This window comes from Imperialibacter sp. EC-SDR9 (genome assembly GCF_902498805.1).
GTDB lineage: Bacteria > Bacteroidota > Bacteroidia > Cytophagales > Cyclobacteriaceae > Imperialibacter.
The window spans coordinates 18,978-43,149 of sequence record NZ_LR701580.1 but is presented as its reverse complement, the minus strand read 5'-3'; the positions used below and the strand labels follow the sequence as shown (position 1 = coordinate 43,149).

At 45.9% G+C, this 24,172-nt stretch carries 18 protein-coding genes; 10 read left to right on the top strand and 8 right to left on the bottom strand.

Annotated features, from left to right (window positions below; translation table 11 throughout):
* Entirely contained in the window at positions 1–2,757 is a 2,757-nt protein-coding gene (locus tag GC130_RS09645) for a serine hydrolase (protein WP_151998093.1), read from the bottom strand.
* A gap of 131 nt (positions 2,758–2,888) precedes the next feature.
* On the opposite strand from GC130_RS09645, the gene GC130_RS09640 reads away from it, so the two are divergent.
* The 4 genes from GC130_RS09640 to GC130_RS09625 are packed head-to-tail and all read left to right on the top strand — an operon-like array spanning position 2,889 to position 6,830.
* Positions 2,889–3,248 carry a hypothetical protein gene (locus GC130_RS09640; protein WP_151998092.1) on the top strand — a complete coding sequence of 120 codons (360 nt, stop codon included), beginning with the start codon at positions 2,889–2,891 and terminating at the stop codon, positions 3,246–3,248.
* A 3-nt stretch (positions 3,249–3,251) separates the two neighbouring features.
* A complete protein-coding gene (gene mutL / locus GC130_RS09635; RefSeq protein ID WP_151998091.1) occupies positions 3,252–5,123 on the top strand; it encodes a DNA mismatch repair endonuclease MutL in 1,872 nt (623 codons plus the stop codon).
* 6 nt (positions 5,124–5,129) lie between these two features.
* The gene (locus tag GC130_RS09630; protein WP_151998090.1) at positions 5,130–5,918 is read left to right on the top strand and encodes a rhomboid family intramembrane serine protease; all 789 of its coding nucleotides are present in this window, start codon (positions 5,130–5,132) and stop codon (positions 5,916–5,918) included.
* A gap of 6 nt (positions 5,919–5,924) precedes the next feature.
* Positions 5,925–6,830 carry a rhomboid family intramembrane serine protease gene (locus GC130_RS09625; RefSeq protein ID WP_151998089.1) on the top strand — a complete coding sequence of 302 codons (906 nt, stop codon included), beginning with the start codon at positions 5,925–5,927 and terminating at the stop codon, positions 6,828–6,830.
* Between the two features lie 26 nt (positions 6,831–6,856).
* Here GC130_RS09625 and rlmN read toward each other — a convergent pair whose 3' ends face one another.
* On the bottom strand, positions 6,857–7,900 hold the full coding sequence (gene rlmN, locus GC130_RS09620; RefSeq protein WP_151998088.1) for a 23S rRNA (adenine(2503)-C(2))-methyltransferase RlmN: 1,044 nt from the start codon (positions 7,898–7,900) through the stop codon (positions 6,857–6,859).
* Positions 7,901–8,258: 358 nt separating this feature from the next.
* Between rlmN and GC130_RS09615 the strand changes: the two genes are divergently transcribed.
* The 5 genes from GC130_RS09615 (at position 8,259) to GC130_RS09595 (ending at position 14,401) form a co-directional block, all read left to right on the top strand.
* Entirely contained in the window at positions 8,259–9,008 is a 750-nt protein-coding gene (locus GC130_RS09615) for a LytTR family DNA-binding domain-containing protein (RefSeq protein ID WP_151998087.1), read from the top strand.
* Positions 9,009–9,217: 209 nt separating this feature from the next.
* Positions 9,218–9,955 (top strand): outer membrane beta-barrel protein, encoded by a 738-nt coding sequence (locus GC130_RS09610; RefSeq protein ID WP_151998086.1) that lies wholly within the window; start codon positions 9,218–9,220, stop codon positions 9,953–9,955.
* Positions 9,956–9,985: 30 nt separating this feature from the next.
* The gene (locus GC130_RS09605) at positions 9,986–12,304 is read left to right on the top strand and encodes a carboxypeptidase-like regulatory domain-containing protein (RefSeq protein ID WP_151998085.1); all 2,319 of its coding nucleotides are present in this window, start codon (positions 9,986–9,988) and stop codon (positions 12,302–12,304) included.
* Positions 12,305–12,561: 257 nt separating this feature from the next.
* Positions 12,562–13,089, top strand: coding sequence for a TRAP transporter small permease subunit (locus GC130_RS09600; protein ID WP_151998084.1), 528 nt, complete (start codon positions 12,562–12,564; stop codon positions 13,087–13,089).
* The gene (locus GC130_RS09595; RefSeq protein WP_151998083.1) at positions 13,082–14,401 is read left to right on the top strand and encodes a TRAP transporter large permease subunit; all 1,320 of its coding nucleotides are present in this window, start codon (positions 13,082–13,084) and stop codon (positions 14,399–14,401) included. Before GC130_RS09600 ends, GC130_RS09595 begins: the two co-directional genes overlap by 8 nt.
* A 13-nt stretch (positions 14,402–14,414) precedes the next feature.
* Here GC130_RS09595 and GC130_RS09590 read toward each other — a convergent pair whose 3' ends face one another.
* Together GC130_RS09590 and GC130_RS09585 are read right to left on the bottom strand one after the other, a co-directional pair.
* Positions 14,415–15,536, bottom strand: coding sequence for a TRAP transporter substrate-binding protein (locus GC130_RS09590; RefSeq protein ID WP_151998082.1), 1,122 nt, complete (start codon positions 15,534–15,536; stop codon positions 14,415–14,417).
* Complete coding sequence (locus GC130_RS09585; RefSeq protein ID WP_151998081.1) at positions 15,523–16,296, bottom strand: ion transporter; 774 nt, start codon at positions 16,294–16,296, stop codon at positions 15,523–15,525. Before GC130_RS09585 ends, GC130_RS09590 begins: the two co-directional genes overlap by 14 nt.
* A gap of 194 nt (positions 16,297–16,490) precedes the next feature.
* Here GC130_RS09585 and clpB point away from each other — a divergent pair, with 194 nt between their 5' ends.
* Positions 16,491–19,103, top strand: coding sequence for an ATP-dependent chaperone ClpB (gene clpB / locus GC130_RS09580; RefSeq protein ID WP_151998080.1), 2,613 nt, complete (start codon positions 16,491–16,493; stop codon positions 19,101–19,103).
* 224 nt (positions 19,104–19,327) lie between these two features.
* Here clpB and secDF read toward each other — a convergent pair whose 3' ends face one another.
* The 4 genes from secDF to rdgB form a co-directional block, all read right to left on the bottom strand.
* Positions 19,328–22,315 (bottom strand): protein translocase subunit SecDF, encoded by a 2,988-nt coding sequence (gene secDF / locus GC130_RS09575; RefSeq protein WP_151998079.1) that lies wholly within the window; start codon positions 22,313–22,315, stop codon positions 19,328–19,330.
* A gap of 159 nt (positions 22,316–22,474) precedes the next feature.
* Entirely contained in the window at positions 22,475–22,885 is a 411-nt protein-coding gene (locus GC130_RS09570) for a hypothetical protein (RefSeq protein ID WP_151998078.1), read from the bottom strand.
* A gap of 53 nt (positions 22,886–22,938) precedes the next feature.
* The gene (udk, locus tag GC130_RS09565; RefSeq protein ID WP_151998077.1) at positions 22,939–23,568 is read right to left on the bottom strand and encodes a uridine kinase; all 630 of its coding nucleotides are present in this window, start codon (positions 23,566–23,568) and stop codon (positions 22,939–22,941) included.
* On the bottom strand, positions 23,565–24,164 hold the full coding sequence (gene rdgB, locus GC130_RS09560) for an RdgB/HAM1 family non-canonical purine NTP pyrophosphatase (RefSeq protein ID WP_151998076.1): 600 nt from the start codon (positions 24,162–24,164) through the stop codon (positions 23,565–23,567). The genes udk and rdgB overlap by 4 nt, the downstream gene beginning before the upstream one ends.
* Positions 24,165–24,172: the final 8 nt, after the last annotated feature.

Sequence of the window (24,172 nt, the reverse complement as noted above, 5' to 3'; positions counted from 1 at the left end):
CTATTCACCGGAAGTAAGCTGCCAACCTAGCGACTGATAGATTACGTCCTGGATTCTTGTACGTATATTCGATTCTACGAGTTTGTTATTGTGAGCGTCGGGATGAACCCTGTTAGAAAGGAAGATATAAATTAGTTCCATTTCCGGATCCACCCACACCGCCGTACCAGTAAACCCAGTATGACCATAAGTAGTTTCAGAACTCCAAAAAGAAGTATTATTTCTTGTGAAAGAGAGGTCTTTCATGTCCCAGCCTAACGCCCGTGGAGCGTTGTTAGACAGGCGCTGAGTAAACAGATCAACTGTCTTATTGTCAACATATTGCCTGCCTCCGTAATAACCCTTTTGCAGGTGCATTTGAAGCAAAATCGCCAGCGAATTGGCATTACCAAACAGGCCGGCATGCCCGGCTATTCCACCCATTATTGCTGCGTTTTCATCGTGCACAGTTCCCCAAACCATGTTTTTTCTGAAATAGAAGTCGAGCTCAGTTGGTGCGATTGACTGGTAGGGATAACTGCACAAAGGTTGGAAACAAAGCCGATCCATGCCAAGAGGCTTATACACCTCTCTGCTCACAAACTCGTCGAGTGGCATTCCTGTCACTTCCTCTACGAGCTTTTGGATGATCATGAACCCAAGGTCACTGTATTTGTAGGTGTAAACTGAATCGTTCGGCGCCAAAGTCATCAAATCCGTTTTCAGCGTCCATTGCCAAACTGAGTCTTTCATCGCCGGAGTTGAATACATACCGGGCAGAATTTCCATGGAAAATTCCTCGCCGGCGGAAGCGTTGAAGAACATAGGGTCAAGTATCTTCTTTCTTTTGCTTTCGTAAGATCGCTGCCAAAAAGGAATGTAAGGCTTAAGCCCCGCTTGATGAAGCAGGACATCCTCCACAATCAGCCTCTCTTTGTTTGTGCCTAGCGTACTCTTAATGTAGGCTCCAAGGTTGGATTTAATATCGATCTTTCCCTGATCCACCAAAATCATCAACGCCTGTAAAGTAGCACTCACCTTGGTTAACGAAGCAAGGTCATAAAGTGTCTCGTTGGTAACAGGCATCAGGCTGTCGTAGCTCAGGTAGCCAAAGGCCTTTTCGTAAAGTACCACTCCACTTTTAGCAACTAAAATCTGGCAACCAGGGGTGGCTTTATCTCTAATGGCCTTTATTGCAATGCTGTCAACCACATCGAGCCCTTTAATAGTCCTCATCCATGGCTCTCCATACTTTAGTCTGGCCAGCGGTGCTGTTGAAGATGCGCTAGCAAATAATTCCCTCGATCCATTCCATTTACCTGAGTAGCCATAGGCCCCAAAAAGAAGCTGCGGCGCCAGCCGCTCTGCCTGTTCACCGCCCACAGGGTGGTAGCTTATGTGCTCAATGCCCGCAAACAACTCAAGGTTTTCGCTCAATCCCAAAAGCACCAACGTAACCTTCGTCCGGTCTTTTTGCAGTTTGATCAAAAAACCCAGCAGCCTGGCCTGCTCCTCTTGGCTCAGGGCATCGAACCACGCCAGATCGATAGCGGCGATGTAATTGTCAAAATGTGCAATCTGCCAGGCTGGCATTTCTGCGCTCATCAGCCCCATGGGAAAGGCAAATTCTGTTACGGACGCATACTTGTGCATATGCTCAAGAAAATCCTTGCTCACGTCGCCAAAAGAAGATGTTGCAAAAGATTGATTTTCCAGTTTTTTGAACGGAATCAAGGCCTCAGCATTGGCAAGAAGCGTGGCAGACTTCAAATTCAGTTGAAAAGCAAATGACCTTTCAGCTGCGTTGCCTGCGGCTGCCATAACCTCCTCAGGCTGGCTTCGGAGCAGGAGCCGCTGCAACTTCCATTGCGAAATTTTCCCGGCTACTGCTTTTTGTTTTTTGTATTTAATCTTGGCATCAGCAAGCCTTGCTGACTCGTGAAATGCCTGCCCTGGCGACACGAAAAGAAAATCAGCAACAGGGTTCTTCAAGTCTTGACTCCAGGCCTTTTCTGAAGGGTAAGAGGCGAATGTGATTGGATGGTAGCTAAACTCCTTAGCCAGGAATTTAGTCGCCTCGTAGCCGTTTTCGAAAGCCACTGGCTGATTTTGGAGAGAACTAATATTGACCCCCCTAATTTCGGCCTCCTTATACAGGCTGAGCTCTTCGGTTAAAGGAAGTCTTAATTCACCAAACGCACTGGATGAGAAATTACCGACAACATCAATTCCCCCTTCGGTAAGACCTTTCAGGTAAGCAACGGCAGACTGTTTTACAGCCTCGGGCTCCTCACTATAGCCTTGCCAAAAAGAAAGCCGAAAGAGGTCTACCATCACAAAGCCAATGCCTGCGCCACGTAAGAGCACTGCGTCACGTGAGGCTGCCGTACGTATCAAGTCGTCGTCCGCCACTGCTGCCAGCACCGACGGTGGCGTGAGCCCAAGGTTGCGATAGGTTTTTTGATCAGCGGCACTGAGATTGAGCCCTATCAGCAGCTGCTGCGGTGTCCCTCCTTCAACCAAGGCGATATGGGCTGCAATTTCGGAAAGGGAGTGGTGCGACTGATATAAAATACCCCCCAGTTGATTTTGATTCAAAAACTTTACAACAGAGTCGTTTTGTGATCTTCTATCAACCTCCTCCAGCGTTAACATCCACCTCTGTGTTACTATTTCACCGAAAACTTCCTGCTCACCCCATGCATACGCCCCGCCACCGAGGTGCATCAGCACCAGGCAAAGTAGCGTTATTAAGGCCGGGTAAAGTTTTTGGAACATTGATCTTTTGATCTGTGTTAATCCTAAAATATAACCTAACTTTGTTTTAAAACGTAAAGAATTTATTCGCCTTTCTGCACACAGTAGCAAAAGCGGTACCAAATTTTGAAGAACGGAAGACCTGCTTTATTATGAGAATTCCTTCAATTATTCGCCTGCCAAGGTATAAGAACTTTGATTATACACCAAGACACTATGACCCTGTCAAGGAAGATATCGAAGAGCGTACCAGAAAAATAAAGAATGAGATGAATGAGGATGCCGAAAGTGGCACTACCTCCAGCATTGCCGGAGCATTCAGAAGAAAAACGGGCTCATCGTTTACGGGCACCAATTATTCCACGTCGCTCCTTCAGCTTGTCATTGCTGTGATCCTCCTCGGCGGGTTTGTTGGCTATCTTTTTTACGGCAATCAAGTATTTTACTTCTTAATGCTAGGTGTTCCTGTTTACCTTTACTTTCGCTTCAGAGGTATCTTTTTCAAAAAATAGCAAATGAGTGATATCATACGTCTCCTTCCTGAGTCGCTAGCCAACCAAATAGCGGCAGGAGAAGTCGTACAACGCCCCGCATCGGCTGTCAAAGAATTGCTGGAAAACAGCGTAGATGCTGGAGCCACTTCTATTCAATTGATCGTGAAGGAGGCTGGCAAACAGCTGATCCGGGTGATCGACAATGGAGTTGGCATGTCGGAAACCGACGCCCGCATGAGTTTTGAGAGGCACGCCACCTCCAAGCTAAGAACGCCCGAAGATCTCTTCCGGATTCAAACAAAGGGGTTTCGGGGCGAGGCTCTCGCTTCCATTGCCGCTGTGGCTCAGGTAGAGCTCAAAACAAAAAGAAAAGAGTCGGAGCTGGGCTCATTTATATGCATTGAAGGGTCAGAGATCAAAAAACAGGAGCCCTGTGTAACACCCCAGGGCAGCACAGTATCAGTAAAAAATCTTTTTTTCAATGTTCCGGCCAGGCGTAATTTCCTCAAGAGCAACCCAGTGGAAATGCGCCATATTATTGATGAATTCCAGCGGGTGGCACTGGCACATCCGGGCATTGCATTTTCCCTCCATCAAAATGACCTGCCGGTATATCAGCTCGAGGAAGGAAAGCTATCAGGCCGGATCATTGGGCTCTTCAACAAGAATTACAGGGAACAATTGGTGCCGGTGGACGAAAGCACCGACCAAATAAAAATCCATGGCTACATTGGTAAGCCTGAGTTCAGCAAGAAAACCCGTGGTGAGCAGTTCTTCTTTATCAACAATCGCTACATCAAAAACAATTACCTGAATCACGCCCTCACAAGTGCGTTCGAAGGACTTTTGTCGGCAGACACCCACCCGTTTTACGTGCTTTTCATTGACATGGATCCTTCCAAAATCGATATCAATGTGCACCCGACAAAAACAGAAGTAAAATTTGAAGATGAGCGAATGATATATGGCGTGGTAAAATCTGCCATCAGGCAGGCACTGGGTGCACACAACATTGCCCCTTCGCTGGACTTCAATTACGACGTGAACTTTGAGGCCATCACCCGCTCAAAGCTTAATTTTGATGAAATAAGCCAGGCGAAACGACCTATGCCAACCGGTTCGTCATCTTTCAGTTCTCCGTTGAGTAAAAACAACGCAAAGAACTGGGAAAGACTCTACGAAGACGCCAACCTGGAAGCCCAATATTCTTTTGAAGAGGTGAAGAAAGAGGGAGCTGCTGGCGTCGAACCTGTTGTGAAAACGTTTGCCAGCGACGCAACACCAGAGGAACCTACTCAGGAAATTCAGGCCTCAGTGCTTGAAGTGGAAATCAACGCACCGTTTCAGCTTCATAAAAAATACATTTGTAAGCAGGTGAAATCAGGCTTGCTGATCATCAATCAGGAGCACGCCCACGAAAGGATACTTTTCGAGCGGTTCACACACCACCTCGAAAAGGGGCAGGCAGCTTCGCAGCAATTCCTTTTTCCGCAACAGCTCAACCTTAATCCGTCCGATTATCAATTAGTGATGGAAATGGAAGAAGAAATGAAAGCACTGGGATTTGTTTTCAGTATATTCGGCCAAAATACCCTCGTGATCAACGGCATGCCTGCCGAACTTTCGGGCTCCAACGAGAAGGAAGTGCTTGAGGGGTTGATAGAACAATTTAAAGTTTATAAATCTGAATTGAGTATAAATCGTAAAGAGAATCTGGCGAGGTCTATGGCCAAACGCACCGGGCTCAAAAATGGGAAGATGCTTAGCAACGAAGAAATGGTCTCATTGATCGATCAGCTTTTTGCCTGCACCCAACCTAACTATACGCCCGGAGGCCAGGCAACCATGTACATATTGGGCCTTGATCGGCTTGCCAGTTTCTTTAATGAATAAACGCCTATGTTCAACCTGACACCCATGGTGAAAAACCTCCTGATAGTAAATCTGGTGGTGTTTTTTTTGGAAAGTATTTTAAAAATGGACTTCGCAGCCACATTTGGGCTGCGGTATATTCTGGCCGACTCGTTTGCTCCGTACCAGTTCATCACCTACATGTTTGTGCATGGTAGCTTTATGCACCTGTTCGGGAACATGTTTGCCCTGATCATATTTGGCAACATGCTGGAGCGTTTTTGGGGGCCGAAAAAATTCCTCTTCTTTTATATGGTCACTGGCATCGGTGCCGGTGTTTTGTACGCTGCGATCGACTATATTGAAACTTCGGCTGTGTCAAATGATGCGATGGCCTACCTGGCCGACCCTGACCCCGAAGCATTCAACCTCTTTGTGGTGCAGCATGCCAGCCAGTACTACGAAAGCTTGATTAGCTTTATCGATGCCTATGTAGAAAACCCAAACAATCCGGAGTATATCAGCCAAAGCAGGGTATTTGTGCAGGACCTTATGGGGAGGATTGAAAACGTGCCCATGGTGGGAGCATCTGGAGCTGTGTTTGGGATTTTGATGGCCTTTGGGATGCTCTTTCCCAATACTCAACTGTTTTTGTTATTCCCTCCCATACCCATCAAAGCAAAATATTTGGTATTTTTCTACGGAGCTTATGAATTGTATTCGGAGCTAAACCGTTCTCAGGGGGACAATGTCGCTCACCTGGCCCACCTGGGTGGTATGCTCATCGCATTTATAGTGATTAAATACTGGCAAAAAAACTCCAGCAAATTCTATTAGAAGACTATGTACGGAAACGGCGGACTTTTCGACGATTTTAAAAACGCCTGGAGCAGGCCTAACAATGGGCTGATCCAGCTCATCATGATCAACGTGATTATTTTTGTTGCGCTGATCATTTTCAAAGTGATATTGGTCTTGTCGGGCAACCCTGATGTCTATCAGACGATCCTTCGCCAGTTCATGTTACCTGCGTCCATTGATAGCTTCATCGTCAAACCATGGACGCTGCTTTCGTATTTCTTCACCCATGAGGGCTTCTTCCACATCATCTTCAATATGCTTTTCCTTTTTTGGTTCGGGAAGATCATTGTAGAGTACCTGGGTGACCAGCGGGCCATTTCCATGTATGTGATTGGTGGCATAGTTGGAGGACTGTTCTACATACTCATTTATAACCTTATCCCCTACTTTCATGAAAGAGTGGCTGGATCGGTCATGCTGGGAGCTTCTGCAGGTGTGTACGCCATTGTGGTAGGAGCTGCCACGTTTATGCCCAACTACACCTTTTTCCTGCTCTTTCTAGGGCCTGTTAAAATCAAATACATCGCCATTTTCTATATACTACTATCTTTTTCACAAACCATTGGTGCCAACGCCGGCGGCGAGCTGGCTCACCTGGGAGGTGCTTTGATGGGTTTTATCTTTATTCGACAGCTCCAGCGAGGCAACGACATAGGCACGCCCGTGGTAAGTGTGATGGAATGGTTCAAAGGCTTATTTAAACCCTCACCAAAAATCAGGGTAACTCATAAGAGCACAAAATTTACCGGAACGAAGAAAGCTTCATCCTCCAATACTAAATCCGATCAGGATGAAATTGACGCTATCCTCGACAAGATTTCTCACTCTGGGTATGAGAGCCTGAGCAAAGAAGAAAAGCAGAAGCTTTTCAATGCAAGCAAGAAATAGAAAATGTAGCTGATGTCAAGAGCAGATCAGGCAGCGGGTTTGTCTTTGATGGCTAGCTGCCCGCAGGCGGCGTCGATGTCTTTCCCTCTGCTTCGCCGCACATTCACCACCACACCCCTGTCTTCCAGGTAGGCTGAGAACTTATCAAGCGCCTCGGGGTCGGCATTTTTATAAGTAGCTTCCGCAATCGGATTGTACTCTATAATGTTCACCTTGCTTGGCACTGATTTGGTAAACTGGAAAAGCTCTTCCGCATCCTTCAACGTGTCATTGAAGCTATAGAACATGATGTATTCGAAGGTGATTTTGTTCTTCGTTTTCTGATAGAAATACTGCAATGCCTCTTTCAATGCCTCCAATGTATTGGACTCGTTGATGGGCATAATCTGGTTGCGCTTTTCATCGTTGGCGGCGTGGAGCGACAAAGCCAGGTTAAACTTCACCTCGTCGTCCCCCAGCTTTTTGATCATTTTGGCAATGCCGGCTGTAGAAACAGTAATCCTCTTGGGCGACATGCCTAGCCCGTCAGGAGAGGTAATATAATCCACCGACTTGAGCACATTGGCATAGTTGAGCAGCGGTTCGCCCATGCCCATGTACACTATATTAGTAAGAGGTACATTATTGGCCTCTCTTGCCTGCTTGTCAATCATCACCACCTGATCGTAAATTTCTGCGGGATCCAAATTCCTTTTGCGCTCCATATAACCGGTGGCACAAAACTTACAAGTCAATGAGCAACCCACCTGTGAAGACACGCAAGCGGTCATCCGATCATCGGCTGGTATCAGCACACCCTCAATCATGTGGCCGTCGTGCAAGCGAAAGCCTGATTTGATCGTTCCATCTGAAGACATTTGCCGGGTGGCCGTGCTCACAGCCAAAATACTGAAATGCTCCTTCAGCATCTCTCTTGTCTTGAGTGAAAGGTTGGTCATTTCATCAAAGGAAGTGGCCGACTTTTTCCACAGCCATTCGCTCACCTGCTTGGCTCTGAAAGCAGGTTCTCCCCATGTTTTAAAAACATCGACGAGCTCTGATGATGAAATTTTCCTGATATCTTGCACTATGTGTGGGTATTAAAGCTGTAAAGTTAGCGACTATTAGTTGTTAAGTGGTGCCAGAGGCAAAGGAATTTGGGTTTTAACAAGCCAATGAGGTCGAAACGGAATTGATTTGACGACAAACAACCAATCACACAGCTAACCTTCCCGGGTCTTACGAAGTTCCTTCAGCCTGTTTACTTGCTCCCAATAAGCACCATCAGACTTGGTGGTGATCGGAACGGCTGTGACCATTAAAATTCTTAAATGGAAGACGAAAATTAACCAGGAGACCTTTCAGACTTAAACGAGTTGGCCCGGGCACAAAAGTTTCACTATTATTACTTTTCAATAAGCTTATCACATACTAACTGTTAAAGACTAGTTGGAAGCAATCATTGTTGATGACGAAGCCCCACTGCGAGAGGCGCTAAGAGCTCTCTTGAAGGTTTCACACCCTGATATCCAGGTAGTAGGTGAGGCAGCCTCGGTTAGTACTGGGTTTGAGGTGATCAGCGCTAAAAAACCCGATCTCGTTTTTTTGGATGTCGAGATCAATGAAGGCACGGGGTTTGACTTACTCTCAAAGTTTGAGACGATCGACTTCAAAATCATTTTTGTCACGGCGCACAACGAATACGCCATCCGGGCTTTTAAGTTCAGTGCGGTAGACTACTTGCTGAAACCAGTTGATCCAGGCGAACTCAATTATGCAGTATCCAAGGCCAGAGAATCCGTAAAAGCCCATTCCGACAAACTTTCTCTCAAATTATTGCTTGAGAACTCAAGAGATGAGCGTCTGCCCAAAAGGGTGCTGCTGAAGGATCACGATAGCATTCACTTGATTGAAACGGATGAAATTGTGAGGTGCGAAGCTGAAGGAAACTATACAAAGTTCTATTTAGCCAATGGCAAGTTCTTACTTATCTCAAAGACGCTGAAAGATTTTGACAGCCTCTTCTCTTCGAATCAATTCTTTCGTGCACATCAGTCTCACCTGGTTAATCTTAAGTTTTTTCTTCGCCTCGATAAAGCCGATGGGGGTTCAATTGTGCTGAAGGATGGAACGACCCTTCCTGTGGCTACAAGAAAAAAGGAGCATTTGATGGGAAAATTAGCTGCATACACAAAATAGCGAATACTAATTGACAAAGTACTTTTGCTAAAACTTGACTAACAAATAAAAATTTCCCTATTTCATGTCCCGTGTTTTTTGAACTTTTGGATTAGATAATGATAAAATACCTAGAAATGGGTATTTCGAGCGAAATCTGTTGTGGTTACTTTTAGACTTTAGTCATCAAACAGAACTAAGTATTTAAACCATTCTTAACTATATAATATATGAGAAGTTTTGTTTCACGCTTAAGGCGTTTGCGAAGCACCCATTTAATATTTCTATTATGTGGGTTGTGGGTCCATGATGCGTCCGCACAGGATGATGGACTTAGTGCCTTTAGCCCTTTACGGTATGGGGCAAAGGTTGGTGCGAACCTAAACCAGTTCAGTCAGACAGGCATGACACTTGATGTAAATGTTGGCGCAGTTGGCAACTATCAGGTGACAGAAATGATTGCGGTCCGGGGTGAGTTGCTGTACATGGGTATCGGTGGTGGCTTGGAGAACAGAACCGTTGATTATTCTGAAATCGAGGGAAATGTGTCTTCAATCACTTTTATGAACAGATCAGTGTCGATAAAAAATGCAGAGCTGCCTGTGATGGCAGTAATCAGCATTCCAACATCGGGAAGCTCTGTTTCTCCAAAAATCCTGATTGGAGCCAGCTATGGTTATTCAGTGGCCTCATTTGAGACACGGGATAACTATTACAATTTTGCTAATGGCACCACAGGTATTCATTCCAACTCTCGTGAAAACATTACCAGCAGTATGCAAAGCCACCAGTTCGCTGGCCATGCTGGTTTCGCACTGGAGTATGACCTGGGCAACGGTAAATCCTTTTATCAGGAAATACGCTATCGCCACGGACTAGACAACATTAACATCTATTCAGGTTATCCTGGTACCGGAGGAAGACTTATTCCATCCACTCTCAGTATCAACTTTGGGTATTTCTTTTAAAGATTTAAAAAAACAAACCTTCATAAAATCATGAAAACAATTAAACTCAATTTTTTACTCGTAATAATGGCGCTGGGTGTGTTCACCTTTACGTCGTGCGAAGATGAATTTACAGAGGAAGACTTCCTCGACAAGCAAGCTGAATTGGCTGCTGCGCAGCAAAGCTTTGATCTGGAGAAACTGATTCTTCAGTATGAGCTTATGCGTGAGAATGACTCTTTGATGGCGGTATTCTCAAATCAGCTTGCTGGTATGCTGAAAGATGAAAATACTGAAGCTTTGCGTCAGGCAGGTCTTTTGGCGTCCTACACACTAACAATTGAAAATCAGGGTGGTGCGCCGCTGGAAGGCGTTACCGTTTCAGTTGGAGGCAGTAACCCTGCAGCCCGTGTGGATGCAGTAACTGATGCCACCGGCCAGGTCATTATCAATGATATTGTCATAGGAGCAAGCCCTGTTCAGGTAACTTTGGCAGGCTTCGTTGGCGTTTCTTACATACTGGATTTAGGAACTATTTCCAGTGGTGAAGAATACTTCCAAATTGGAAGCTACATTTATCCATTAGGAAGACATGAGACTACTCGCATCGTTCTGCTTTCAGCAGATGGCGCAAGCGGAACATTTGCCACTGTGAATGGCACAGCAACTATCGAAACTGATCTTACCAACTCGGCATCTGAAGTTCCACAGGATGTGACTATAGTTGCCTATCTCGATGGTACAGATTTCGACTACGAAAGTGCCCAAAATTTTTTCCACTCATCTGTTGATATTTACGACGTAAGGTTTAGCGGTGAGGGAATTGGCTCAGCTATTGTGGACAATACAACAGGTAGGTTCAGCATGTTATTGCCAGCAAATGAAAACGGAATATCATACACACTAATGGTACCTGACGTAACAGCTGACCAAACTATCGTTATTGATACGAGAGACGATTTACCTGTTACTCCAGAACTTGCTACCGTGCCTGCGAGATACGGACCTGTGAATGCCGCTTCTTTCTCTCCAACAATTTCTATCGCTGGTGCCAAAGCTGTATTCCCTGCACCTACGGGCGCTGGAAATGGCGCAAATTTGACGTTTACGGTGGTTCCTAGGGATTTAAATATCGGATTCACTATTGATGGCAATGCAGGTACTACTCCTAACTCTGGAAACGTTGAATTCGACATTATCAGTGACGGTGGTACTGTTCAGATTTCTCCCACAGCTGCTGTAGCAACTGCTACTACCCCTACCACGCCAATTGCGCTTCAGACGTCTATTATTGGCGACCTTGATCTAACGGTTGCTGGTGGTGTTGGCTATACAATTGGTGAAGACTATGACATTACTATTGATGTACTTTCCGGCGCTACAGTTCTTCAGACTGTTACGGTAACTGAAACCGCCGTGGATGATGGTACTGGAAACGGCGTTCTGCCAACCATAGACGAAACCGGTGGAAATATCCTTACCAATGGCAGTGATAACCTTAACGCTTTCGGTGTAACTGGCTATCAAGTTACTGTAGTAGAGGTAGCTCCTGCCGTTGCTCCGACCACAGCTGCAACAATTACAGTTACTTGCGACTGTAGAGTAGATGCTATTCAAACTACTACTACAGGAGTTGGGTATTCTGCCCCCATCACAGGGATAACTTTTGCTGGAGGCGGCACGGGAGCTGCTTTGCCAGTTGTAGACGTGGTAGCAACCGGGTTTGAATATACTATAGCGATTGACAACACCGGTATTACCGTACCTTACACTATTTTGCCAGCGGTAAACTGGTATAACACAACCGTTGCAAGCTTCCCAGACGCTAGCGCAACTGACACAGACGTAATCTCTTATACAGAGGCCGGAACAGGCTTGACAGGCAACCTTGACGATCTTCTTGGAATCGACGGCACAGGGAACCTGATCTTGACAAGAACAGTAACCAACTTGAGAACTGGAATCTCTTACGCCGCTCCCGTCCTAGAAATTGTTGAGCCAATGGCTATGATGGCTTCGGCTGATGTTGATATCAATTCAGATGGAACCATTGGCGGCCTATTCAACGAAGATGGTGGTATGGGTTACACTGGAGTATTCGGCGTAACAATCATGCCTACTCTGGCAACCTCTCCTGGAACAGGCGCCGCCGTGCAATTGTTTGATTTCACAACTCAGGGAACCAGAGAGGTTCAGTGGAGCACTAACTGGACAGTAACTGACAAAGGCTCCGGCTATTTGGAAGAGTTGAACAACAGCGCTTTTGGAGCCTACTCCGGACCTACCAGCGTTTACGCCGTTTCTGGAGAAGTATTTGAGTTGACAGTTAAATATGGTTCAGGTGTGCGTTTGCAAAACGTGAATCAGTGACTTGACGATGATCTTTAGACACTTAAACCCCGGCAATTGCCGGGGTTTTCTTTTTGTCTTTTCTGGGATGAGTAGATTAAAGGATAGCAGGATTCTTCATCTGACTTGCCCTTCTTCCGACTACTAAAGGTTGAACTGGCCTCGCTCAAGTCGCAAACCACTCACTAAACACCTTGCAAATCATTTACCGGGCTCTCTTGCAAATGTAGCCTTGCTCTTCAAAAGGAAAACCATATCTTCATTCCACAAAAGTTGATATGCACCTACTTACCCTTATTTCAGAAAGGATTGATGCACTGAATGAGTACACTGGACGCCTTATCTCCTGGCTGGCCGGCATCATGGTCTTGGTCTTTTGCTTCGATGTAGCAATGAGGTATATTTTTAATGTCAGCTTTGCTTCTGTATTTGAGCTGGAATGGCATTTTTTTGCAGCCATTTTTTTAATTGGAGCAGGTTACACACTCAAGCATGACAAGCATGTAAGGGTTGATGTGTTTTATGGGGAAATGTCGCCCAGGAAGCAGGCTTATGTCAACTTACTCGGAGTATTGCTTTTTCTTCTGCCAATATGTGTAGTGATCATCAAGACCTCCCTGCTTTTTGTCTACAATTCGTGGATCATCAGAGAAAATTCTCCTGACCCGGGTGGTCTTCCCGCTCGCTACATCATCAAAGCTTTTATCCCGATGGGCTTCTTTCTTTTGTTTTTACAGGGCGTTTCCGTAGCGTTCAAGTCGCTGTCCACCATTTTGAACCCTCTGAAATCGGCAGACAATGAATGAGATTTGGGCGCTGGTACTTTTTGGTCTGATATTCATTTTTATTCTCTGGGGATTTCCTGTTGCCTTCACGCTAGGGGGCCTCTCAGTGATTTTTGGTCTTATATTCTTCGATGCCGATTTCTTTTACCTGGTGGCGCTGAGAATTTATGGCACCATGAACAATTTTGTTCTCATAGCTGTACCCTTGTTCGTTTTTATGGGAATCATGCTGGAGAAGTCCGGGCTTGCAGAGAGCCTGCTGGAAACGATGGCCCTTATTTTTGGGAAGTTCAAAGGTGGCCTGGCCGTCGCTGTTGTGCTGGTTGGTGCCATGCTGGCAGCTTCCACAGGGATTGTTGGGGCTACTGTCATTACCATGGGGCTTATTAGCTTACCAACCATGCTCAAGCGGGGTTTTAGTCCTGAGTTGGCAACAGGCACCATCGCTTCAGCCGGCACTTTAGGTCAAATTATCCCGCCATCTGTGGTTCTGGTATTACTGGGCAGCGTGCTCAACGTCTCCGTTGGGGATCTCTTCACTGCTGCCGTTGTGCCTGGCGTTGCACTGGTTTTTTGCTACCTGGCCTTCATAGTGGGGTACGCCATAGTTAAACCAAACAAGGCACCGGGTATGCCGGAAGAGGAAATCCGGGCTTTCAGGGAAAAAGGAATAACCGGACAGGTTATAAAGGCTTTCGTACTTCCTCTCCTGCTGATTGTAGCTGTGTTGGGATCCATTTTTGCGGGCATTGCGTCTCCTACTGAAGCTGCTGGAGTTGGTGCTCTTGGCGCCACATTGCTCACCGTTATGTCTGGCAAATTCAACCTTGACGTATTGAAGGGCGTGATGAGAGAAACAACCCACCTCACCACAATGGTCTTTACAATCCTCATTGGCGCAACCGCATTTTCGCTGGTTTTCAGGGCATTAGGAGGCGATCGATTCCTTATTCAACTCATTGAGAATTCCGACTTGTCTGTGAATGCATTTCTGTTTGTTGTGATGCTCGCCGTATTTATCGCTGGCTTCTTCATCGACTTTATCGAGATCATCTTCATCATAGTGCCGGTAGTAGCACCAATATTTGCTAAGTTGGGAGTTGACCTCGTATGGGTGGGAATACTGCTGGCCCTCAACCTGCAAACTTCTTTCCTCACACCACCATTTGGCTTCTCACTTTTCTACCTGAAAGGAGTAGCACCAAAACATATCACCACCGGGCAACTATATAGAGGCATTGTTCCTTTTGTCCTGATACAGCTTGTATTTCTTCTGCTTGTAGTTCTCTTTCCAGAGATTGTTTCCTTTTTACCGAACCTGCTCAAAAAGTAGATGAAAAAAAGTCCTACTGGCCTAGCACATCATTATAAAAAGCTCGTTCGCTAATATCTGACCAGGGTTTCACCTGATCTCGAAACGTTGTAAAGCTGTCGTATACTTTTTTAATGACAGGATCGCTTTGAGCCATATCTCCAAGCATCACATCACTTATTTTCTTTAGCTCCCTCAAAATCACATCGGGAAGTTTTCTGATATCCGTTCCCTCTTCCTGCCGGAGCTTTTTAAGGTACAAACTGTTCTTTGCGTCAAACTCAGCAAGCATCCATTCATTGAGCTTAGACGCCCCTGCCCGCACTATTTCTTTCAGATCTGTTGGAAGTGCCTCAAATTTGTCTTTGTTCACCATCTGCTCCAGCACCGAGCCTGGCTCATGCCAACCTGGATAGTAGTAGTGCTTAGCCACTCTCTGAAATCCCATCAGGTAGTCATGATAGGGGCCAATCCATTCGGCAGCATCGATCACGCCTCTTTCAAGGTTGGTGTAAATTTCGCCACCAGCCTGTAGCACCGACGTGCCTCCAGCTTCCGACAACACCTTCCCGCCCAGCCCGGGAATCCTCATTTTCAGGCCTTTCAGGTCGTCCATTGTGTTCAGCTCCCGGTTGAACCAGCCCGCCATTTGCACGCCGGTATTCCCGGCGATCATGGGCACCAGCCTGAAGGGCTCATACAGTTCCTCCCACAACGCTATGGCCCCGCTGCTTATGATCCAGGAGTTCATCTGCTGAGCGTTCATGCCAAAAGGAACAGCGGCGAAAAACTGGGCAGCCGGTACCTTGCCAGCCCAGTAATAGGAGGCACCATGGCCTATCTCAACAGCGCCGCTGCTTACGGCGTCAAACACCTCCAGCGCCGGAACCAGCTCTCCTCCCCCATAGACTTTTATTTTTAGGCGCCCTCCACTCATGGTTTCCACCCATTTCGACATCATCACGCAGCCCTCACCTACCACCGGGAAATTTGGAGGCCAGGTGGTGACCATCTTCCACTCAAACGACTTGTTAAAATTGATGTATGGAGTTTCAATCTGCTTCTTTTCCTCAGTGCAGGCAGAAAGCATTCCGGCCGTGCCACCAGCCAGCCCCAATCCGCCTTTCACTAAAAACTTCCGTCTATTGATTTCCATTCTTTTGGGATTTGGACAACTCTTCCAGCTTCTCAGTAAGCGTATCTAGTTTCTTCTCAACCTCCATCAACTTATCATGCACCCGATTAACGTTCACCTGAATATCTTCATCCTCAATAAAATAGTCAGTAATCGTTGCAATCATGGTAGCACCAATAATCATCCCGGCAAAAATAAGAACGACAGAAAGCACCTTTCCTTCAGGCGTCACGGGTGGAATATCCTGCAGAAAGCCAACTGTCATAGTGGTAATTGTTGTCCACCACAGGGAATCAGTGAACGTGGAGATATGAGGGTTGGCATTTCTCTCCGCATGATAAAAACTGATCGTGAAAAGCAATACCACGACAACATTAAGAATGACCACATTCCGGAAGGTGCTGAAAGAGGTTTTTCTATTAAAAAACTGAAAAACATACTTCGCTGACCTAAGTACCCTCAAAAGCTTAAAAATCTTGAAAATTCTCGCCGCCCGAAGGAAGCCCACAGTTGGTATGGAAGCAACAAAGTCTATCCAATTGTTGGCAACAAATTTCCACTTGTTCTCTGCCTTCCAAAGCCCGTTGAAAAAGTCATACAGAAAAATCATACATATGGCGAAATCGACATAATATGTTATCTCATATACCAGCGGAGTATACTCTGTGACTGAACTCACGTATAACTCCACCACCACATACAAAGACAGCCAAAGCAAAAGTTTTTCAAATTTCGTCGCCTTGGGTGGCTGCTCTAAATTATCCTCTGCTACCGATTCCATTCATGATTTCTATTTCGGCCTGAAAATAAGAAATAAAGAATGGAATTGGTATTACATTTTTATGAAGCTTGAATACGCCAAATTGTCTGAAAAGTCCACGGATGATCTGGTTTTTCTGTCATTTTGACCTAAAAATAATCCTATTGCGGCCTGGTTCGATATTTGACCGCTGGATAAGCACAAAAGAAAAAGAGATGAACTTCAATAACTACACTATAAAATCACAGGAGGCTGTTCAAAAGGCGGCCGAGGTCGCTCAAAGTTATGAGCAGCAGGCTATAGAGCCAGCGCATCTACTCAAAGCAATCATGTCGACAGATGAGAATGTTATGCCTTTTCTTTTGAAGAAATTAGGCATCAACAGACTAAATCTGGACGAAAAAATTGAGGAAATAATAAATTCCTATCCTAAGGTCTCAGGATCACAGCCCTATCTCTCTAATGAATCAGCGGCGGCCCTACAGAAGGCTGTCGGCTATCTCAAAGAGTTTGGGGACGAGTTTGTAGCGATTGAGCATATCATTCTTGGGTTACTTAGTAGCAAGGACAAAATTGCAACTGCGATGAAGTCGGCTGGGTTTGCAGAGAAGGAAATGAAGTTGGCCATCAAGGAACTCAGAGGTGGCAACACTGTAACAGATCAAAACGCCGAAGCAAAGTATAAATCGCTGGAGAGGTATTCGAAAAACCTCAACGAAATGGCCCGCCAGGGCAAGATCGATCCGGTTATCGGACGGGACGAAGAGATCAGAAGGGTGCTGCAAATCCTTTCCAGAAGGACTAAGAATAATCCAATACTATTGGGTGAGCCGGGGGTGGGTAAAACCGCCATTGTTGAAGGGATGGCTCAAAGAATTGTGGACGGTGACGTGCCAGAGAATCTGAAGGAGAAAGTCCTTATCTCTCTGGATATGGGTCTACTTGTGGCTGGCGCCAAATACAAGGGTGAGTTTGAAGAGCGGCTAAAAGCAGTGATCAAAGAAGTGATCGACAGCGACGGGCAAATCATCCTCTTCATAGATGAAATACATACCCTTGTTGGAGCCGGTGGGGGAGGCGAAGGAGCCATGGACGCTGCCAACCTGCTGAAGCCCGCCTTAGCACGTGGAGAACTTCATGCGATCGGGGCCACCACGCTGAAGGAGTATCAAAAGTACATTGAGAAAGACAAAGCTCTTGAAAGACGGTTCCAGGCGGTTGTGGTAGACGAACCGTCTGTAGTGGACGCCATATCGATCCTGCGGGGCATTAAGGACAAATACGAACTGCACCACGGCGTTCGGATAAAAGACGACGCCGTGATAGCCGCAGTTGAGCTTTCAAGCAGGTATATCTCTGACAGGTTTTTGCCCGACAAAGCCATCGACTTAATGGATGAAGCAGCATCGAAACTTCGGATTGAAATTGATTCACTTCCTGAGGAACTGGATGAGCTGAACAGGCGCATTATGCAGCTGGAAATCGAGAGAGAGGCCATTCGACGGGAAAAGGACAAGGAGAAAGAAAAAGAACTTTCAAGAACAATTGCTGACTTAAGCGAACAAAGAGATGCACTGAAGGCCAGGTGGCAGCATGAAAAGTCTGTGATTCAAGGCATTCAGCATGAAAAGGAAGCCATCGAAAAATACAAACTGGAGGCAGAGCAAGCCGAAAGAAGTGGCGACTATGGGCGTGTAGCCGAGATTCGCTATGGGAAAATTGTAGAGAGCGAAGAAAAGCTCAAAAAATTCCAGGAGCAGCTAAAGGAACTTCAGGGAGGAAATTCGCTTTTGAAAGAAGAAGTTGAGGCCGAGGACATAGCCGAAATAGTAGGTAAATGGACAGGTATACCCGTAAGCAAGATGCTTCAGAGCGACCGGGACAAACTTTTGAAGCTGGAAGAAGAACTTGGAAAAAGAGTGGCCGGACAAAGTGAAGCCATTGAGGCGGTGGCTGATGCTGTCAGGCGAAGTCGTGCCGGTCTTCAGGATCCTAAGCGGCCTATAGGTTCGTTTATCTTCATGGGTACGACTGGTGTTGGTAAGACCGAGCTGGCAAAGGCACTGGCCGAATACCTGTTCAACGACGACAACGCCATGGTAAGAATAGACATGAGTGAGTACCAGGAACGTCATGCTGTAAGCAGGCTGATTGGGGCCCCTCCGGGATATGTGGGCTACGATGAGGGCGGTCAGCTGACAGAGGCGGTGAGGAGAAAACCTTACTCAGTCATCCTTCTGGACGAAATTGAGAAGGCACACCCCGATGTGTTCAACATCCTGCTACAAGTGCTTGATGATGGAAGGCTTACCGACAACAAAGGAAGAGTGGCCAATTTCAAGAACACCATCATCATCATGACCACCAATATTGGTTCCGGAATTATTCAGGATGCCTTCGACACCATGAACGACTTGAACAGAGAAGCCACTTTGGCGGAAGTGAAAAAGAATGTGTTTGACCTTTTGAAAAAATCTGTGAGACCAGAGTTCCTCAACAGGATCGACGAGACCATTCTTTTCGAGCCGTTGAATAAGAAGGACATTAGAAAAATTGTCGAAATTCAGTTTAAGCTGATTCAGAGGAGACTGGAAGAAAACGGTATAAAACTGGAGGCTTCGGCAGACGTACTGGATTACCTTGGCGAAATGGGCTTTGATCCTCAGTTTGGTGCCAGGCCTTTAAAGAGAGTGATGCAAAGAATGATTCTCAACGAGCTGTCGAAGCAGATTCTTGCAGGCAAGGTACAAAAGGACTCAGTCATAGGAGTGTCGCTCAACGACAACCGGGAGATTGAGTTTATTAACCTGGATGAAGTCAAGATTTAGCCGTGGTTGATCTGAAATAAAAAAAGTAAAGGGAAGTCAGTTAACAACTGCTTCCCTTTTTTTATATTCTTATAGCTGGATCAAAAGACCTTGAAGATCTATACAAAGGTATCCAGCTCACTTTGACCTAAACTATCAACATCAGCATACATCTTTCTCATGTAAGAAAAATAAAAAAAAGGAGCACATTCCTGTACTCCTTTTCTTAGCGACGGTTTACACTTTTACTTCTTTTTCCTCTCAAAGTCTAAAACAACCGGAGTTGCAATAAACAACGAAGAGTATGTTCCTATCAAAATACCAATCAATAGGGTAAAAGAGAACCCTTTGAGGACTGCTCCACCAAACAAGAAAAGAATCAACACCACGAAAAGGGTGGTAGCAGAAGTGATTGTAGTTCTGCTTATTGTTTCGTTCAATGCCAGGTTAAACACTGTCTTGTTATCGCTTGACGGTCTCAATTGCATATTCTCCCTCACCCTGTCAAACACTACAACGGTATCGTTAATTGAATAACCGATCAGCGTCAACATGGCTGCTATAAATACCTGATCAACCTCGAAAGAAAGGCCGAACAAGTTCGCAATTGCCAAAGCCGCCAGCACGAAAAGCACGTCGTGGAACAGAGCCACCAGGGCGCCCAGGCCAAATTGCCATTTCCTGAACCGTATCAGTATATAAAGGAAGATCGTGATAAGAGCAAAAACCACAGACTCCGTAGACGAAGCCTTTATGTCATCTGCAATTGTTGCACCTACTTTCGAGGAGCTCGAAATTGCAAAATGTGTATCGTCCACTTTACTATCGTCCTCGGTGTATTGGAACCCGGTGATGCTACTCACACCGCTGATCAAAGCCTCCCTCACTTGCAAGTCGGCTTCGTCCGATTCATTATTGATCAAAAAGCTAGTTGTAATTTTCAGCACATTGTCACCGCCGTACCACTTCACTTCTGTGCTCTGCCCATCAAAGGAGTCTGACAGCTTCACTTTCATCTCTGATGGCGTCTGGGGAGAAGCGAACGACACAATGTAAGAGCGCCCGCCAGTGAAGTCAACACCCATGCTTAGGCCTCCTTTGATAATAAAAGCTACTATACCCAGCGCAATGAACGTGCCTGAGAAAATGTAAGCCAAACGTCTTTTTCCTATGAAATCCACTTTTGTATCCTGTAGGAAGTTCTTCGAAAGAGGTGAGTCAAAGCTAATCTTACTCTCATCACCTTTCTTAGACCACCACTCCACAATTACTCTTGTGATGAATACGGCCGAGAAGAACGAACAAACAATACCAATCATCAGCGTGATGGCAAAACCTTTCACAGGTCCCTGGCCCAACGTATAAAGGATAAGACCAGTAAGGAAGGTGGTAGCGTTGGAGTCAATGATAGAGCTGTAAGCCTTTTCATAACCCCCAGAGATTGCCTGCTTAATAGAGGCACCGCCTCTTAGCTCCTCACGAATCCTTTCAAAGATTAACACGTTGGCGTCAATCGCCATACCAATGGTAAGCACTATACCCGCAATACCCGGAAGGGTGAGTGAGGCACTTAGCTGGGCCAAAATCCCAAGTATGAAGAACACGTTGAAGGCAAGTGCCAGGTTGGCGATGAAACCACCCTTGGCATAATAAGCCACCATGAAGATGATCACAATGGCCAAACCAGCCACAATTGATATGATTCCCTGCTGCTGAGCCTCTTTACCAAGCGTCGGCCCAATTACTACGTCTTCCACGATAGTCGTCGGTGCCGGAAGTGTACCGGCCTTTAGCACATTGGCCAAATCCTTGGCTTCCTCCAGTGTAAATGTGCCGGTAATAGAGGAGCTACCGTTAGGTATTTCACCCTGCACCATTGGCGCTGAATAAACGTAATTGTCAAGTACAATGGCAATCCGCCGATTGATGTTCTCGCTGGTAAGCTTTCTCCAGGCTTTTGCCCCTGTAGCATTCATTTGCATGCTCACAGCCGGTCTGGCGCTTTGATCCAGGTCCTGACGGGCATCCGTGATTACTTCGCCGGTAAGAGGGGCTCTGCCGCCTCTGCTCGTTTTTACTGCGTATAGCTCCAGAAGTTCCTCGGTTGAAAATTCGTCGATTTGCGTCGGTTTTACTGCCCAAAGAAATTTCATCGTCGAAGGAATCATGCCCTGCACGTCTTTGCGCTCAAAAATGCGGTTGATTTTGGCAGTGTCCTTCACATCATACATCAGCCCATAACCACCTTTCATCAAGCTGAAAAGTGGTGACTGTCCGCTCGACAGCGCTGATATGTCAGAGGTATCTGACTCCAACTGAGCAGCCAAATCTGTAGAATCGTCAGCCGTTGAGTCAGAAAGTAAGTCAGCCAGGTCATTTGATGCAGTGGTTGACTCTGCGGCGCTCGAGTCTGGATAAACAGTTACTTCAGCATTCTTTGCTTTCTCATCGTCAACAACCAGCTGATTGATAGCCGAAAGTGTACTAAAAATGTCATTGACTTCATTTACTTCCCAAAACTCAAGCTGCGCAACACCCTGCAAAAGCTTGCGAACCCTTTCAGGGTTATCAACTCCGGGCAACTCTATCTGAATGCGGCCTGTGCCTGGCAGTCTCTGAATATTTGGCTGCGACGTTCCAAACCTGTCGATACGAGTGCGCAAGATCTGAAAAGAACGATCAATTGCATTTTCTACTTCGAAATTGATGATTTCCAGCACCTCTTCGTCAGTAGACTGAAGGCTGATGCGCCCCCTATTTGCTGCATTGGCAAAAATATAGCTTAGCTTTTGACCGGGAGCATTCCGCTGATAGGCAGCATAGAACTCGGGAACAAAGCTGGCCTGAGACGTCAGGGTTACCTGTCTCGCCTCATTCAGCGATGCGATGAAAGCCGGATCCTTGCTATCACCGCTCAGCCCCTTTACAATCTCAATCGGCGACACCTCAAGGGTTACATGCATCCCGCCCTGAAGGTCTAGGCCGAGGTTTAATTCAGTCTCCTTTATTTCTTTGTATGTGAATTCAATACCCAAAAAATTGTAGACTGGCTCATTCCAAACCGAATCCAGGTATTGTTGTTTTTTGGTAAAATCTACCGTTCCCGATGCATCGGTCGCATACTGCTCAGCCTTGCGCTGTACTCCCTTCGACACGAATGTGAAGGAGAGGTAATAGATACATAGTAAGGAAACAACTACGGTAAGTAGTATTATTCCACCTTTATTTTTCATGAGTGTTATGTTTATTTTTCAGTAGTTTATTTAATAGCTCATCACCATGCCGCACAAAATTCCTCTGCTTTTTACGTGATTAGCCCTAAAAGCTATTTGTGGGCAGTATGTATGAGATCATCAGCAGGCCAGACTCGGCCTTACAGGGAAAGGGATTCCCTAAGGGGCGTTTGCAGCTATAATGTCTGTGAAGAGCACCCTAAAATACTCCCAACCGGCTTTATATAGCTGCTGCGGAATCTCCGCCTTAAATTCAGGTAAATCAACGTCGAACGACTCCCAAACGATGGGCGTATAAGTCACATGCAATTGGATTCCCTGCGAAACAGCCTGGATTTTATATACTGTTTTTTGCGAATCAGTATTATCGTCCGCCGTCCGGTGGGCTTCAAACTGCAAATTGTCTGTGTCACCCTGGGTCTGAGCGACTTCACTTTTACTAACGTCAGCATCGATAGAAGTTAAGCTAAACTGAAAAACAGACGTGCAAGCCACTACGACGGCAGCCAGTAGACCCACTGCCAGCGTGATGCTTTTCTTCTTGCTTAATATTTTCAACTGAGTTTTCATGAAGAACCGCAAAAGTAAGGCTTTCCGCCAAACTTCCCAGTAAAGTTGTCTATTTATGCCTTTCTGTCGGCCAGTTCCATTTTCAGATAAGCAACCACCACCTGAAGCGCTTTGTGAAAATGGTGGTTATTGGGAATAATTATGTCGGCCTCATGCTTAAGGGGTTCTATGTATTTTTCGAAAGTGGGAGCCACATGCTTTTCATATCGATAGAGCACGTCATCCAAATCATATCCCCTTTCGAGGGCGTCCCTGGTTATCCGGCGCTTGAGCATGAGGTAGTTTTTGGCTTCAATAAAAAGCTTCAAATCGAAAAGACTGGAAAGCTCCTTGTCATAAAACACAAAAATGCCTTCGGCAATAATTATGGGCGACGGCTTAAAGACCAAGTCCTTTGGAGTGACGTTCGGGTTGTTGAAGGTATACTCTTGTCTTTGCACGGTCTTGCCTCTTTTGAGCTCCTCCAGGTCATGCCGAAATTCGTCGAAATCTATCGAAAGAGGGGTGTCGAAATTTTTGACACCGTTTTCATCAACTGGTTGCGTGTCTCTTGACTTGTAGTAATTGTCCTGAGAGACAAGACAGATTTCGCCGTCCTGAAAAATCTCCATCAGGCTGCTGAGAAACAACGTCTTTCCTGACGCACTGCCTCCAGTCATTCCTACAACAAGCGGTTCTTTCATTTTAGGCTAGCGGACATTTGCTGATACTTCAAAAAGGCAGCAAACTTTGCGAGGGCTCTGCCCCGGTGACTTATTGCATTTTTTTCCTTGCTACCCATTTCAGCAAAAGTAAGTGTTTTACCCTCAGGTAAAAAAACAGGGTCATACCCAAAGCCTCCCGCACCTGTGGTCCTTGTAGTTATTTCTCCAAACACCTTTCCTTCGAACTGATAAATGCTGCCTGCATCAATAAAGGTCATTACTGTTTTGAAATGCGCATTTCTTTTCGGATTTCCATCGAGTTTGTTTAGCAGCAGGGCAATATTGTCATCCCCGCTTCTTTGGTCACCGGCATACCTTGCAGAAATGACGCCCGGCTCACCGTTGAGGGAGTCTACCAGTAGACCTGTGTCGTCTGCGAGGCAATTTACTTTGTAACGATCCCAAATGTATTGGGCCTTCTGCAGAGAATTCCCTTCAATAGTTGGCTGCGTTTCCGGAATGTCGTCGGTACAGCCAATATCAGAAAGGGAGAGCAATTGATAGCTCTCCTCCAGTATTTCTTTTATCTCCTTTAGCTTGTGTGCATTGTTAGATGCGATGCAAATTTCATTCATTTTTTGCG